Annotated in this window: 11 protein-coding genes; 6 read left to right on the plus strand and 5 right to left on the minus strand. The window is 75.2% G+C overall.

Annotated features, from left to right (window positions below; translation table 11 throughout):
• Positions 1-307 precede the first annotated feature (307 nt).
• Entirely contained in the window at positions 308-901 is a 594-nt protein-coding gene (locus ACZ4TG_RS15740; RefSeq protein ID WP_468162833.1) for a sigma-70 family RNA polymerase sigma factor, read from the minus strand.
• 258 nt (positions 902-1,159) lie between these two features.
• Between ACZ4TG_RS15740 and ACZ4TG_RS15745 the strand changes: the two genes are divergently transcribed.
• From ACZ4TG_RS15745 to ACZ4TG_RS15755, 3 genes are all read left to right on the plus strand, one after another.
• Positions 1,160-3,115 (plus strand): hypothetical protein, encoded by a 1,956-nt coding sequence (locus ACZ4TG_RS15745; RefSeq protein WP_468162835.1) that lies wholly within the window; start codon positions 1,160-1,162, stop codon positions 3,113-3,115.
• A 282-nt stretch (positions 3,116-3,397) separates the two neighbouring features.
• Positions 3,398-5,113 (plus strand): methionine--tRNA ligase, encoded by a 1,716-nt coding sequence (gene metG / locus ACZ4TG_RS15750; protein ID WP_468162837.1) that lies wholly within the window; start codon positions 3,398-3,400, stop codon positions 5,111-5,113.
• A 156-nt stretch (positions 5,114-5,269) separates the two neighbouring features.
• On the plus strand, positions 5,270-6,553 hold the full coding sequence (locus tag ACZ4TG_RS15755; RefSeq protein WP_468162839.1) for a glycosyltransferase 87 family protein: 1,284 nt from the start codon (positions 5,270-5,272) through the stop codon (positions 6,551-6,553).
• Positions 6,554-6,888: 335 nt separating this feature from the next.
• Here the strand turns inward: ACZ4TG_RS15755 and ACZ4TG_RS15760 are convergent, their stop codons facing one another.
• From ACZ4TG_RS15760 to ACZ4TG_RS15770, 3 genes are all read right to left on the minus strand, one after another.
• Positions 6,889-7,557: a response regulator transcription factor gene (locus ACZ4TG_RS15760; protein ID WP_468162841.1), complete on the minus strand. Its 669-nt coding sequence runs from the start codon at positions 7,555-7,557 to the stop codon at positions 6,889-6,891.
• Positions 7,545-8,792 (minus strand): sensor histidine kinase, encoded by a 1,248-nt coding sequence (locus ACZ4TG_RS15765; RefSeq protein ID WP_468163432.1) that lies wholly within the window; start codon positions 8,790-8,792, stop codon positions 7,545-7,547. The genes ACZ4TG_RS15760 and ACZ4TG_RS15765 overlap by 13 nt, the downstream gene beginning before the upstream one ends.
• A gap of 194 nt (positions 8,793-8,986) precedes the next feature.
• Entirely contained in the window at positions 8,987-10,525 is a 1,539-nt protein-coding gene (locus tag ACZ4TG_RS15770; protein ID WP_468162843.1) for a YfcC family protein, read from the minus strand.
• A 138-nt stretch (positions 10,526-10,663) separates the two neighbouring features.
• Between ACZ4TG_RS15770 and ACZ4TG_RS15775 the strand changes: the two genes are divergently transcribed.
• Positions 10,664-11,560 (plus strand): helix-turn-helix transcriptional regulator, encoded by an 897-nt coding sequence (locus ACZ4TG_RS15775; protein ID WP_468162845.1) that lies wholly within the window; start codon positions 10,664-10,666, stop codon positions 11,558-11,560.
• On the opposite strand, the gene ACZ4TG_RS15780 is transcribed toward ACZ4TG_RS15775, so the two are convergent.
• Positions 11,527-12,663 (minus strand): cytochrome P450, encoded by a 1,137-nt coding sequence (locus tag ACZ4TG_RS15780; protein WP_468162847.1) that lies wholly within the window; start codon positions 12,661-12,663, stop codon positions 11,527-11,529. The two genes, ACZ4TG_RS15775 and ACZ4TG_RS15780, sit on opposite strands and share 34 nt — an antisense overlap.
• Positions 12,664-12,822: 159 nt before the next feature.
• Here ACZ4TG_RS15780 and ACZ4TG_RS15785 point away from each other — a divergent pair, with 159 nt between their 5' ends.
• Both ACZ4TG_RS15785 and ACZ4TG_RS15790 read left to right on the plus strand, forming a co-directional pair.
• Positions 12,823-13,395 (plus strand): hypothetical protein, encoded by a 573-nt coding sequence (locus ACZ4TG_RS15785; protein ID WP_468162849.1) that lies wholly within the window; start codon positions 12,823-12,825, stop codon positions 13,393-13,395.
• A gap of 56 nt (positions 13,396-13,451) precedes the next feature.
• Positions 13,452-14,231, plus strand: a complete 780-nt coding sequence (locus ACZ4TG_RS15790; RefSeq protein ID WP_468162851.1) for a bestrophin-like domain — start codon at positions 13,452-13,454, stop codon at positions 14,229-14,231.
• Positions 14,232-14,242 lie beyond the last annotated feature (11 nt).

Here is a 14,242-nt window from a genome sequence, read left to right on the forward strand (position 1 = left end):
CCGCGGCCGGCGAAGGAGCTCAGCCGGGCTTCGGCCTTCGGATCGCACACGGCGGCCAGGCAGGCCGCCTTGAGGTCGCGCCGGGCCCGTTCGGCGTCGAGCGGCATGTCCCGGGCCGGATCGCTCCAGCCGCCGGGGGAGCCGCGCCGGGCGTGGCCCGTGGCGGCGGCCGTGCGCGGGGCGCGCAGCAGCCGGGCCTCGGCGGCACCGAGGTCGTAGTGGCGGTAGCGGTCGCGGACACTGGCCCGGGCCAGGAACTCGGCCAGGGAGCGGGGGGTTCCGTCGCAGTCCTGGCCCTCGCGCGGCCTCATGATTCGCCGGACGCGTCGAGCAGGCGGGCCAGCCGGCGGTGCGCCTGGCCGAGCTGCGAGCGGACGGTGGCCTCGTCGACGCCCATCATCGAGGCGGCCTCTCCGGGGGTGCACTGGAGCCCGTAGCGCAGGATGACGGTGTCCCGCTGCCGTTCGGCGAGCCGGGAGACGGCCGAGTAGAAGCGGATGGTGTCGGTCAGCACCTCGTACCGGTCGGAGTGCGCCTCCTTGAGGGCCGCCTCGAAGGCGCTGATGTCGATCGGCTCCGGGCAGGGGACGCGGCGGTGCTGCCGGTCGACGATCCGCTGCTTGAGGACGGTCCAGGCGTAGGCGTCCAGCCGGTCCATGTGGAGCATCCGGAGCCACTCGTTCATGATCGAGTCGAAGGTGGCGTCCACCGCGTCCTCGGCGGCCGCGTCCGTGCCGAGCTGGAGGTAGGCGAACCGCATGTACGCGGGGCGCCTGTTGGTGTGGAAGGCCCAGTACGACAGGCGCGCGGGCGGATCCCACTGGGTCATCGGAGTCGGCTGCCGTCGCCGGCTCGGCAGTCCCACGGCCCCGCCGGATTCCTCCGGTCCGCCATCGCTCACCGCTCCACCTCATCCCCTGAGCCCTGCATCCCCTGGGCGCTCTCGCCGTCAGCCTGTCAGCGCGGGCGCACCCGGAGGGCGCAGAGAAGAAACCTGGAAGCAATCGGTGTGGTGATGATCGGCTTGTGACCAACTCCGATCACACGGCCCCTCAAGCAGCGCATTCGCATATGCCGCCTGCGAGACCCCCGCGTCCGGCAACGCGGGGCCCGCGCCGTCGGCATGTGACCATCCCAAGATTCACTCGTTTGCCGGAGCGTGGGCACATCACAGCGATTCGGCTCCCCCGGCGTGGAGCAGGCCGAGGCGGTCCTCGTCGAGCAGTACCCCCAACTCGTACGCCTCGCCTATCTGACGCTCCCCGGCTCCCTGGGGCGGCACACACGCGTTCTGCTGGCGCACCGGGCCGTACAGCGCGCGCTCCCGCGCGCCGGGGGCGGCGCCGCACCGGCCGGGCCCGGCGGCCCCGACAGCCCGGGCGGTCCGCTGGAGGAGGTGCGGGTACGCGTCCTGCGCGCGACCCTCGCTCCGGCCGGCCGGGCCCGGGCCGCCCTGGCGCGGGCCGGGTGGCCCCCCGCCCCGCCCTTCGTGTGGGGGCTGCGGCTCTGGCCCCCGGCGGGCGGGATCGACGAGGCGGCCCGGCTGCTGGCGGACGCGCCCGGACCCGTACGGGCAGCCTTCGTACTGCACCGGCTGGACGGGCTGCCCGAGGAGACGGCCGTACGCCTGCTCGGCGCGGCCGGGGCGGGCGAAGCGGCGGACGCGGTGCGGGAGGCGGCGGCCGTGCCGCTCGGGCAGCCCGGCGACCCGGGCGGCGAAACGCTCCTGCGGGCCCTGCGCAACCCCGGGTTCGACTCCAGCGTGGTCAGCGCACGGCCCACCGACCTGCTGCGCCGGCGCCGCCGGGTCCGGGCCGCCTGGGCCGCCGCGGCCGCGCTCGCCCTGGCCGGCGGGGTACTGGCGGCCGACGCCTCCTCGCGCGGACCCGGGGCGCGGCCGCTCGCCGGACCGGTGGCCGCCGGGACGCTCGACCCCGGCAGGCTGGTCCGGGCACCCGCCGGGGCCTGGGCCGACACCGCCCGGGTGGACTTCACCGCCTGGCCCGCCCGGGGCGCGCGCACCGGGGACCGGGCCCTGCTGGCCCGGGCCCTCGGCACATGGGCGGCGCGGCCGCGCGGGGTGCCGGTGACGGCCGCGCCCGGGACCCCCACCGACCCGCCGGCGCGCCCGCCCCGGCTGCTGTACGCGGGGGACAGCGACGGCCGGGCGGTCGTGCTCCTCCTCGACGGGGACCGGGTCGTGCGCTACGCCGAGGCCGCGGACGGGCCGCGCGGTCGGGAGCTCGCGTTCGCCCGTACCGACGGGGCCGGGGTGACCACGGCCGCCGCGCTCACCCTGGGCCGCAGCGGGCCCGCCGCGCGCTACCTGCTCGCGCCGTGGGTCGCCACGGCGGGCACCCGCGACCTGATGCGGGCCGGGGAGGAGGCGAAGCCGCTGGAGGTCGCGCCCGACGGGGTCACCGCCCCGGCGCGAACGCCCCGTACCGCCGGGGGCTGCGATGCCTGGCCGGCGCTGGAACTGACCTCCTCGGCCCGCATCGTGGAGAAGCACGCCTTCGTACTCGCCGACCTGGGCGCGCTGACCCCCGTACACCTCACCTACACACCGCTGCCGGACGGGCCCGGCGCCGTGGCCGCCCGGCAGCCGCGCGAGGCCGTCGGCGCCGCCGCGCGGGCGGCCTGGGCGCCCCTCGCCTGCCGGCTCCGGGAGCTGACCGGCGGCGCGGTACGGGCCGTCAACATCTGGGACTTCGCCGACTCGGACCTCCCCGACGGCGGCGGCCGGGCCGTATGGTCCTGCACCCGGGCCTCCGGCTGGGCCGGACCCGGCGACGTCCTGGTCCAGCTGCGCCCGCCCGCCGGGCCGCCGCAGGACGTGGCGCGGGCCCGGGCCACCGCCGCCTGCGGGCGCTTCGGCCGGCACCTGCTCGCGGGCACCCGGTGGCGCTCCCCGGCGGGCCGCTGGTACCAGCTCGCCGCGGGCAGCCGGGAGGTCACCGGCATCACCGCGACGGGAGCGGTCCGGGCGCGGACACCGGGCCGGAGCCTCGCCGTGCCGGCCGGGCCGGAGGGCGCCGCGGTCTCGCTGACGGGCCGGCTCGCGAGCGGCGCCGCGATCACCGCCCTCGACGGCTCGGGCGGCGGCCGGGACTGAACCGGCCCCGGCCCGTGCGGCGGCCGGGACTGAACCGGCCCCGGCCCGTGCGGGCGTCCACCCTCCGGCCACCGGTCAGGGGCCCGGCCGTGCGGCTGTAGCATGGGCCCGATCGCGAGGGCCGTGACGGAGAGGTCACTGCCCTCGCTTTTGCGTTATCCACCCGTAGGAAATGCGGCGCGGGTGCTTTCGACGGTTCGATACGATGAACAGCATCACAATCCGTCACGGCACGCCGTCACGCATGAATCCGCATAAATGAAACGAATGGAGCATCCGAGGATGGCTCGACACCTGATCACCAGCGCGCTTCCCTACATCAACGGGATCAAGCACCTGGGCAACATGGTCGGGTCGATGCTTCCGGCGGATGTGCACTCCCGGTACCTCCGCCAGCGCGGCCACGACGTCCTCTACATCTGCGCCACCGACGAGCACGGCACGCCCGCCGAGCTCGCCGCGAAGGAAGCCGGTCTCTCGGTCTCCGAATTCTGCGCGCAGGCGCACGACGCCCAGAAGGCGGTCTACGACGGCTTCCAGCTGTCCTTCGACTACTTCGGCCGCAGCTCCTCCCGGCAGAACGCCGAGATCACCCAGCACTTCGCGCGCCGGCTCCAGGAGAACGGCTTCATCGAGGAGCGCGCGATCCGGCAGGTCTACTCGCCGGTCGACGGCCGCTTCCTCCCGGACCGCTACGTCGAGGGCACCTGCCCGCACTGCGGCTACGACAAGGCGCGCGGCGACCAGTGCGAGAACTGCACCCGCGTCCTGGACCCCACGGACCTGATCGAGCCCCGCTCGGCCATCTCCGGCTCCACCGAGCTGGAGGTCCGCGAGACCAAGCACCTCTTCCTCCTCCAGTCCAAGCTCCAGGTCGAGGTGGAGGCCTGGGTCGCGGAGCACGAGGAGGAGTGGCCGCAGCTGGCGTCCTCCATCGCCCGCAAGTGGCTGACCGAGGGCCTGCACGACCGCGCGATCACCCGTGACCTCGACTGGGGCGTCCCCGTCCCGGCCGACACGTGGCCCGAGCTGGCCGCCGAGGGCAAGGTCTTCTACGTCTGGTTCGACGCGCCGATCGAGTACATCGCCGCCACCAAGGAGTGGGCCGACGCCGACCCGGCCGGCCGCGACTACAAGTCCTGGTGGTACGAGGCGGAGGACGTCCGGTACACCCAGTTCATGGCCAAGGACAACGTCCCGTTCCACACGGTGATGTTCCCGGCCACCGAGCTCGGCACCCGCGAGCCCTGGAAGAAGGTCGACTACGTCAAGGCCTTCAACTGGCTGACGTACTACGGCGGCAAGTTCTCCACCTCGCAGAAGCGCGGCGTCTTCACCGACCAGGCGCTGGAGATCCTCCCGGCCGACTACTGGCGGTACTTCCTCATCGCGAACGCGCCCGAGTCCGACGACTCGTCGTTCACGTGGGAGCACTTCACGGCCACGGTCAACAAGGACCTCGCCGACACCCTCGGCAACTTCGTCAACCGCGTGCTCTCCTTCTCGCGCAAGCGCTTCGGCGACGACGTCCCGGCGGGCAACGCCGCCGGCGACCCCGAGACCAAGCTGGGCGAGCAGATCGCCGAGCTGCTCGCCGAGTACGAGGGCCACATGGAGGCGCTCCAGTACCGCAAGGCCGCGGCCGCCCTGCGCGCCCTGTGGTCGGCCGGAAACTCCTACCTGGAGGAGAAGGCCCCCTGGCTGGAGATCAAGACCGACCCGGAGGGCGCGGCGCTCACCCTGCGCACCGCGATGAACCTCATCCACCTCTACTCGGTGGTCTCCGAGCCGTTCATCCCCGCCTCGGCGCGCGCCATGCGCTCCGCGTTCGCACTCGCCGACGACACCGCGGCGTGGGTGACCCCGGAGCAGGCCAGGTCCCTGGACGCGGTTCCGGCGGGGACGCCGTTCACCGTGCCGCCGGTGCTCTTCGCGAAGATCACCGAGGAGGACCTGGAGTCCTACCGCGAGCGCTTCGGCGGTTCGCCTGAGGCCTGAGGCCCGCGGCTTCGACCGACACGGGGGCGCGTCCCCGGGGAAGCACCCCGGGGGCGCGCCCCTTTCGGCTGTCCCGGGACGGTAGGGGAAACCCCACCCCGAAGTGTCCACCTGGGCGTGCAGACCCGGCCGGGGCCGGGCGGCTGCAATGGGTCCATGACCCCTTCCCGTACCTCCTGGTGGACCGCCGGATGGCTGCTCGCCGCCGCGTGGGCGCTGTCCTTCCCGCTGTTCTCCACGCTGGCGCCGCACCGGCTCTGGGGCTGGTGCGCGGCGGCCGGCTACCTCGCGGCCGCCGCGCTGACCGCCCGGCGGCCGCGGGCCGCCGTCGTGGCCGCCCTGACGGGAGCGGTTGCCGTGCCGCTGCTGTGGCTGGTGCTGACCGGGCAGGGACAGTCCGAGGTGATGGTCATCCAACGGTCCGGCCGGCTGCTGCTGGAGTCCGGGCGGCTGTACGTGGACCAGCCCGCGCGGGTCGAGGAGTACACCCCCTACCTGCCGGGCATGGCGGTCTTCGGCATTCCGCACACCCTGCTCGGCCGGCTGGGCGACGCCCGACTCTGGTGCGCGGCAGCCCTGTTCGGCGGCATGTGGGCGGGCCGGCGGCTGCTCGGCGGGGCGCCCAGGGGCCCGCTGCTGCCGGCCCTGGTGGCCTCGCCGGCGCTGGCCCTGCCGCTCGCGGTGAGCGGGGTGGACCTGCCGCTGGCCGGGCTGTGCTGCCTGGCGCTGGCGGCGGCGGTGGCCGGGCGGCCGGTGCTCGCCGGGGCGGCGCTCGCGGGGGCGTGCGCCCTGAAGTGGACGGCCCTGCCCGCGGTGGCGGTGGCGGTGGCCGTCCTCGCGGCCTGCCGGGGCCGGCGGGCGGCGGTGCGATGCGCCGTGGCGGCGGGGCTCGGGACGGGGGTGCTGGTGCTGCCGGGGGCGCTGCTCCAGCCGGGGGAGCTGTGGCGGCAGGTGTTCGCCTTCCCGACGGGCCGCGCGGAGGTCCCGACCCCGGCGAGCAGCCCCCTTCCGGGGCATCTGCTGGCCGGACTCGGGGCGTGGGGCTGGTACCTGGCGATGGTCCTGCTGGCGGCGGGCGGGGTCGCGGTGGCGGTCTCCCTGGTGGTCCGCCCGCCCCGCACGCTGGTGTCCGCGGCCGACCGCCTCGCCCTCGGCCTCACCCTGGCCTTCCTCCTCGCCCCGGCGGGCCGCTTCGGCTACCTGGCGCTGCCGCTGCTGCTCTCGCTGTGGGCCCGCTCGATGACCCTGCCGACCGGCTCCCTCATCGTGACGGGCTCCGCCGGGCGGCCGAGCGCCCGCGCCCCGCGGGCCCCGGGCGCCGGCCCGCTCCCGGCGCAGACGAGGAGGGGCCCGGCGGCGGACCCCCGGCCGAGCGACCCCCCGCCGCGCCGCAACCCCCAGCCGACCCCCGCGCGGCATGCGCCGGGAGGCGGCCGTTGACCGCCCTCGGGCCCCGGCAAGTGACCCCGCCCTCGGGCCCCGGCAAGCCACCCGGCGCCGAGCCTCCGGCCTGCGGCCCCGGCCAGGCCCCCCGGCGCCGAGCCTCCGGCCTCGGGCCACCCGGCACCCGGCACCCGGCCCCGGGCCCTGGGCTTCGGGTCACCTGGCTCAGGCACCGGGCCCTGGGCTTCGGGTCACCCGGCTCCGGCAGCGGGCGCTGGGTCTCGGGCCGCCCGGCTCCGGCACCGGGCCCTGGGCCCCGGACCCCCTGGCCCGGCACCCGGCACCGGCACCCGGCACCGGCACCGGCACCCGGCCCCGGAAGCCGGCGGCGGTCAGGCCTGCGCGCCGCGCAGGTGTGCCAGCACCGCCAGGACGCGGCGGTTGCCCTCGGTCGGGTCGAGGTCGAGCTTCATGAAGATGCTCCCGGCGTGCTTGACGACCGCCGCCTCGGTGATGCAGAGGCGGGCCGCCAGGGTCTGGTTGTTGAGGCCCTCCGCCATCAGGGCCAGGACCTCGCGCTCGCGCGGGGTGAGGCGGGACAGCGGCCGGTCCGCCGTCTGCGCGCTCAGCAGGACGCGGACCACCTCGGGGTCGACGACCGTCTGGCCGTCGTGGACCCGCTGGAGGGCGTCGAGGAACTCGGCCACCTCCCCGACCCGGTCCTTGAGCAGGTAGCCCAGCCCGGCAGGGCCCCCGGGCCCCGTACCGGCGGTGAGGAGCTGGGCCGCGTACGCCGTGGCCACGTACTGGGAGAGCACGAGCACGGGCAACGAGGCGTCCCGGGAGCGCAGTTCGAGCGCGGCCCGCAGCCCCTCGTCATGGAAGCCGGGCGGCATCCGCACATCGGTGACGACCACGTCGGGCCGCTGCGCCTCCACCGCCCGTACCAGCTCCCCGGCGTCGCCGACGGCGGCGAGGACCTGGTGGCCGCCGCGGGTCAGCAGCTCGGTCAGGCCCGCCCGCAGGAGCACCGAGTCCTCCGCGAGGATCAGCCGGAGCACGGTACCTCCACCCGGAGTTCGGTCGGTCCGCCCACCGGACTCGACACCACCAGCCTGCCCTGCAACATCGCCACCCTGTCCGCGAGACCCGCCAGGCCCGCTCCCGCGCCGGGATCGGCCCCGCCGCGGCCGTCGTCGGTGATGGTGAGAGTGAGCCGGTCGCCCTCGACCCTACCGGCGATGCCGACGCGCCCTGCCCCGCTGTGCTTGGCGGCGTTCGCGAGGGCCTCCGTGACGGTGAAGTAGGCCGTGATCTCGACGGAGTCGGGCAGCCGGGGCACGTCCAGATCCACCGTCACCGGCAGCGGGTGGCGCTGTGCGACTTCCGCGACGGCCGCCGCGAGCCCGTGGTCGGTGAGCACCTGCGGGTGGATGCCCCGTACGAGGTCGCGCAGTTGCTCCAGCGCCAGCTTCGCCTCCCGGCGGCCACGGCCCACCAGTTCGGCGGCGTCCGCGACCGCCGGGACCTTCCGCAGCTCCAACTCGGCCAGCCCCAGCGTCATGCTGAGGGCGACCAGCTGCTGCTGGGCCCCGTCGTGCAGGTCCCGCTCGATGCGCCGCCGTTCGGCCTCGAAGGCGTCGACCAGGCGCACGCGCGACCGGGTCAGCTCCAGCACCCGCGCATCCTCCTCGCGCGGGCCGAGCAGCAGCCGGGCGGTCTTCACCTGGGCCCCGGTGAGCAGCGCCCCGGCGTACGCGGCCACGACCAGGCCGACGAGTCCGGCCGCGGTGCCGCCCAGGGCCTCCAGCGGGCCGGAGACCGGCCTGCCGGGGATCAGCATCATCGTGTCGGGGGCGATGGCCCAGGCGATCACCGGGGCCGCGACGAGGATCAGCGAGAACGCCAGCAGCGTGACGACCGCGAACCCGGCCGCCCCGAAGGCCGGCCCGAGCAGGGCGGCGTACCCGAACTCCCGCCAGGTGGCCCGCTCCCGCAGCCGCGTCCGCAGCCAGGCGGCCGGGCGGGCCCCGGCGAGGGAGGTGTGCGGGTTCCCGACCGGGGCGGGTTCGACGAGGCGCAGCCGCCACCGCTCCAGCCGGCCCAGCGGCACCCCGCCGGCCACGGCGGCGGTCAGCAGCAGCAGTCCGACGCCGACCACGGCCAGCAGCAGCCCGAGCCCGACGAGCACCGCCAGCACGAGCAGGACCGGGTACCCGAGCACGCACCCGCCGGCGAGGTACCCCCAGCACCGCCAGGGCCACCAGGACACGAGGAACCGCGCCGGGCGCCGCATCGCCGCCCATACGGCGACCGGCTGCTCGGCGGCCGCCGGCTCCGGGGCCGGCGGTTCGTGGGCCGGCGGTTCGTGGGTCGGCTCCGGCGCGGCGGAGGAGTCAGACATACCGTCAGCCTATGTGACGGCGCGTGGGGTGCCGGGGCGTCAGGAGGCGGCGTACGCCGGTTGTCGCGGGCCGGCGACCGCCGGGGTCACACGGCCGCGCCCAGCGCGAGGAAGCCGCAGATCAGGACCAGCAGGATGGCCAGCAGGGGCCAGACGAAGCGCAGGTACTTGTCGTACCCCACCTTGGCGAGGGCGACGCCGCCGATGGTGACGGCCGTGGTGGGGACCCAGAGGTTCATCCAGCCGCTGGCCGACTGCCAGGCCGTGACGACCACCGCGCGGGAGACTCCCGCGAAGTCGGCGAGCGGGGCCAGGATCGGCATGGCGAGGGTGGCGTGGCCCGAGGTGGAGGGGATCAGGAAGGCCAGCGGCAGGTTCACCAGGAAGACGATCACCGCGAACAGGCTGGACGAAGTGCCCTCGACCACCCCCTCGATGGAGTGCAGGACGGTGTCGGTGATCTTCGAGTTGTTCATGATGACGGTGACCCCGCGGGCCAGCATGATGACCAGCGCCGGCGACATGAAGTCGGCGGCGCCCTGGATGATCGTGGAGCTCAGCCTGGCCTCGCCCATCCGCGCCACCAGCCCCACCAGCACCGCGGCGCACAGGAAGAGCGCCGAGAGCTGCGGGAAGGACCAGTCCAGCTCCCACGGGTACGGGGCCGCGTCCGCCTTCCCGGTGAGGGCGGACGCCCAGGGCACCACCGAGAAGATCATGAAGGCGAAGACCAGCACGAGCAGCACCAGTACCGCCTTGTGCAGGCGGGTCAGTTCCGGTGCCACGGCCGAGTCTGCGGCGGCCTTCTCCATCCGGTCGCCGGGCAGGAAACCGCACAGGGATTTCGCCGGGTCCCTCTGGACGCGCCGCGCGTAGCGGATGACGTACAGGATCGTGACGGTGGTGAGCACGGCCCACATCACGAAGCGCAGCACGATCCCGTCGCCCAGCGAGATGTCGGCGGCCGAGGAGGCCACGCCCGTCGCGAACGGGTTCACGGTCGAGCACAGCACACCGATTCCGGCGCCCAGGATGGCGGCGCCGACCGCGACCAGCCGGTCGTAGCCCAGGGCCAGCATCATCGGCACCAGCAGGCCGTAGAAGCCGAGGGTCTCCTCCGCGAAGCCTTCGACCGTGCCCAGGACGGAGAAGACCAGCATCACGGCGGCGATCAGCAGCGCGCCGCGCTCGCGCAGCCGGTGCGCGAGGAGGGCGATGCCCCGGTCGAGGGCGCCGGTGGCGAAGACGACGGTGATGAACGCGCCGATGGCCAGGACGAAGAGGAAGACGCCCGCGCTGCCGTAGAGCGCTCCCGTGAAGCTCGGGCCGACCTCGTGGGTCGTCTCGTCCTGGATGCCGTAGAGGCCGTTGACCGGGGCCAGGAACAGGTCGTTCAGCCGGTCGGTGAAGCTCTGCGTGCCCTCGACCCGGTGGTAGGTGCCGGAGACGGGGGCGCCGCTGTCGTTGCGGTCGTACTGGCCGGCCGGGACGAGGAAGGCCAGCAGCCAGATCGCCACCGTGACGACGGCCAGGACAGTCAGGGCGCTGGGGAAGCCGAACCGCTTGGCCCGGGGCTCCTCCTCCAGGACCGGGGGCGGGGGCGGGAGCGGGGGCGTCGTGGTCATCGGGCTCTCCCGCCGGGGCCGTACGCGGATTCGCTCCTCCGAGCATGGGGCGGGGGCGGGGCGGGTGCCGTGGCGGAATAAGCCGGGAGGGTGAATGGTCGTTATCGGTGCAGCAGCCGTGAACCTAGGATCGGCCTCATGAACGCGACAGGCCCGAAAGCAGAGCTCGGCGACTTCCTGCGGTCCCGCCGGGCACGGATCGGCCCCGAGGACGCGGGACTGCGCTCCTTCGGCGCCCGCCGCCGGGTGCCGGGCCTGCGCCGGGAGGAGCTCGCGCAGCTCGCCGGGGTCAGCGTGGACTACTACACACGGTTCGAGCAGGGCCGGGCCGAGAACGTCTCCGACGCGGTCCTGGGCTCGGTCGCCACCGCACTGCGGCTGGATCCGGCCGAGACCGCGCACCTGACCCGGCTCGTACGCAACTGCGGGCGCAGGGCGTCCGCCGGCGCGGGGGCTCCCGGGCCCGAGACGGCCCAAGTGGTCCGGCCGGGGCTGTCCAGGCTGCTGGAGTCCATGCCCGCCACCCCGGCCTTCGTCATCGGCCGCCGCACCGACATCCTGGCCTGGAACCCGCTCTCCGCCAGCCTGATCACGGACTTCGCCGCGATCCCGCCCGAGCGCCGCAACACGGCCTGGCTGGTCTTCCTGCACCCCGAGGTGCGCGGCCGGTACGTCAACTGGGAGACCAAGGCCCGGGACCTGGTCGCCTATCTCCGCTTCGACCGCGGACGGCACCCCGGCGATCCCCGGTTCGCCGCCCTCATCGAGGAACTCACCGAACGCAGCCCCGAGTTCACGCGGCTCTGGGCCGCCCAGGAGGTGGCCGAGAAGACGCACGGCGGCTACCACCTGAGGCACCCGCTGGCCGGCGAGTTCACCCTCGACTACGAGAGCCTCAACCTGCCGGACGACCCCGACCAGACCCTGATCACCTACACGGCCGAGGCCGGCTCCCCCTCCGAGGCGGCGCTGCACATCCTGGCCGCGGCGGGCACCCCGGCTCAGTCCGTCGCGCGCAGCGACAGCCGCGCGTAGCCCGGGATCAGCACCCCCCTGGCCGGGCGCCGCCCCGTGACGGCCAGCCCCGGGAAACCCCGCAGGACGCCCGTCACGGCCCGGATCTCGGCCATGGCCAGCGGCATCCCCAGGCAGAAGTGCGGGCCCGCGCCGAACCACAGCCTCCGCAGCTCCCGGCTCCCGGCCGGGCAGCGGTCCGGCCGGAACGGGCCCGGCGCCCGGGTGCAGAGCAGCGTGGCGATCACCACCCGCTCCCCGGCCCCGACCCGGACACCCCCGAGCAGCCCCGTCCGGGACGCGCTGCGCAGCATCACCGGGGTGGGCGAGGTCACCCGCAGGGCCTCCTCCACCACCGCGTCGGTGATCCGGTCCGGGCTCCGGCCCGTGTCGTGGACCAGCGCGATCAGCCGGGGGATGAAGGAGACCAGCGTCTCGGTGCCGGTCAGCAGCAGCACCCCGACCGCGCCCCGCGCTTCGGCCTCGTCCAGCCCGAGCGCGCGCAGCCGCCCCGGCACGGTGGACTCGTCGCCGGCCCGGTACGCGGCCACCGCGGCCTCGCTGAGGCGGGCCAGCGCGGCCCGCGCCCGCACCGCCTGGCGGCCGGTCAGCGAGGTCCGCCACAGCCGCACCGCCGATATCACCGCCGAGGCCTCCGCGAAGTCGGCGCCGGCGTCCGGGAGCCCGGCCAGTTCCCGGATCACCCCGGTGGCGCCCTCCCGGACCACCCGCACCAGATCCACCTCGCCGCCCGCCGCGAGCCGCCGCTCCAGCGCCCCGAGCGGGGCGCCGAGCACCCGTTCGCAGACGGCCGCCACATGGCCGGGGGTGAACAGCGGGGCGAGCCTCCTGCGCAGCTCCGCGTGCTCGGCGCCCTCCATGTTGATCAGCACCCGCGGACCGAGCACCGGGGTCCAGAGCTCGGCCGCCGCCCCCGGCCCGGTCTTCGTGTAGCCCTCCGTGTCCAGCAGCACCTCACGGGCGATCCGGGCGTCGCTCACCACCACCCCGACGCGCGGCACCCGCACCACCGGCCCGCGCGCCGCGACCGCGCTCAGCAGCCGGTACGCCACGGGGTGCGCGGCCGTCTGGAGCCGCCGCTCCCAGCGCTCCCACTCCTCCATCCGGGCAGGGTAGTGCCGAGGGCGGCCGGAAGTAGGCCCTCGTACAAGGGATCTTGACCTGTCTGCCGCGTGTCGAAGCGGCTCCGTGATCGTTTCTTCAGCCGTGACCCGCATTCGTGCGGGCATCCGCTGACGAACCGGATCGGGAGGCTGTACCGCGTGGTGAGTGCTTGGCAGTACGTCGCCGGGGCCGGCCTGGTGGGCGCCCTGTGCCCCCTGCACGGGCACGTGGCCGTCGCCGGGGACGGCCACGACCACGGGGCCCGGGTCGACCTGTGCGTGCCGGCCGGCGCGCACAGGCCGCCGGTGCCCGGGCCGCCGGCCCCGGGGCCGCCCGCGCCGGAGCCCGCCGCGCGGCCTTCGGTACGGGTGACCGTGCCCGGGGCGCAGCTGCCGACCGTGCACCACCCCGGGTCGGCCCCGGGCCTCCCGGCGGGCCCCGAGCGGCCCCGGCCCGCGCCCCCGGCGCCGGGCGGGCCCGCGCAGCCCCCGCCGGCTCCGCCGGCTGCCGGGCCGGAACCGGGACCGGCGCCCGCCGCCGCTTCCGCTCCGCCTCCGGCCAGGGCGGCCGCCGCGCCCGCGAGTCCGCTGCGCATGCGCTCGTACCACTCCTCGGCCCTTGAGCGCAGGGGCCCGGACGGCATGTCGACCATGATGCTCATGGTGGTCGTCACCACCCCGGCCGTACTGGCCGCCGCCGCGCTGCGCCCCCGCTCCAAGAGCCGCGGCTAGCCGCCCCCGGCCGCTCGCAGTCCTTCCCCACCGACCCCACGAACGGGAGATCCCTCGTGTCCGAATGGCTGGTTCTGGCCATCGCCATGGCGCTCGTCTGCGCCCTCGTCCTCAGCATCACCACGATCAGGCACCGCCGGGTCGCGGAGGACGAGGACACCAGCGAAACCCCCGACGTCATCGAGTACATGACGATGATGGTCGGCGTGGTTTACGCGATCGTCCTGGGCCTGGCCATCGCGGGAGTCTGGGAGGCGCGCGGCGCCGCCGAGGACAGCGTGCGCCGCGAGGCCCAGTCGCTCTACGAGGTCACCCAGCGCGCCGACGTCTACCCGGCCCCCGTGCGCGACCGGATCCGCGGCGAGGTGAACGCGTACGTCTCCCACACGGTGGACGTGGACTGGCCGCGGCTGACCTCCGGGGAGGCCGCCTCCGCCGAGGGCGCCGCGCTGCTCGGCAAGCTGCGCGGCGACATCACCCACCAGAGCCCGGCCAACGAGCTCCAGGCGCAGGCGTACCAGCCGCTGCTCGACCACATCGCGGCCGCCGACGACGCCCGGCACTCGCGGATGCAGAGCGACGAGTCGACGCTGCCGGGAGTGGTGTGGTTCGGGCTGCTGGTCGGCGGGGTGGTCACGGTGGGTCTGATCTTCACCCTGCAGATCCGGCGGTCGGGGCGGGAGCTGCTGCTGGCCGGGCTGTTCAGCGCGCTGATCGTGTTCCTGCTGTTCATGGTGTGGAGCTTCGACGCCCCCTACGGCAGGGACGGGATCGATTCGGCGCAGCCCTTCGAGGACCTGTTCCCGGCGCTGTCGGTGTCGGCCGCGGCGAAGTAGGAGTAGGGGGC

Source organism: Streptomyces sp. NPDC028314 (assembly GCF_055565795.1).

Coding starts and splice junctions, on each gene's coding strand:
- metG (WP_468162837.1), top strand. CDS start 3,398: ATGGCTCGACACCTGATCACCAGCGCGCTTCCCTACATCAACGGGATC.
- ACZ4TG_RS15755 (WP_468162839.1), top strand. CDS start 5,270: ATGACCCCTTCCCGTACCTCCTGGTGGACCGCCGGATGGCTGCTCGCC.
- ACZ4TG_RS15765 (WP_468163432.1), bottom strand. CDS start 8,792: ATGCGGCGCCCGGCGCGGTTCCTCGTGTCCTGGTGGCCCTGGCGGTGC.
- ACZ4TG_RS15770 (WP_468162843.1), bottom strand. CDS start 10,525: ATGACCACGACGCCCCCGCTCCCGCCCCCGCCCCCGGTCCTGGAGGAG.
- ACZ4TG_RS15775 (WP_468162845.1), top strand. CDS start 10,664: ATGAACGCGACAGGCCCGAAAGCAGAGCTCGGCGACTTCCTGCGGTCC.
- ACZ4TG_RS15780 (WP_468162847.1), bottom strand. CDS start 12,663: ATGGAGGAGTGGGAGCGCTGGGAGCGGCGGCTCCAGACGGCCGCGCAC.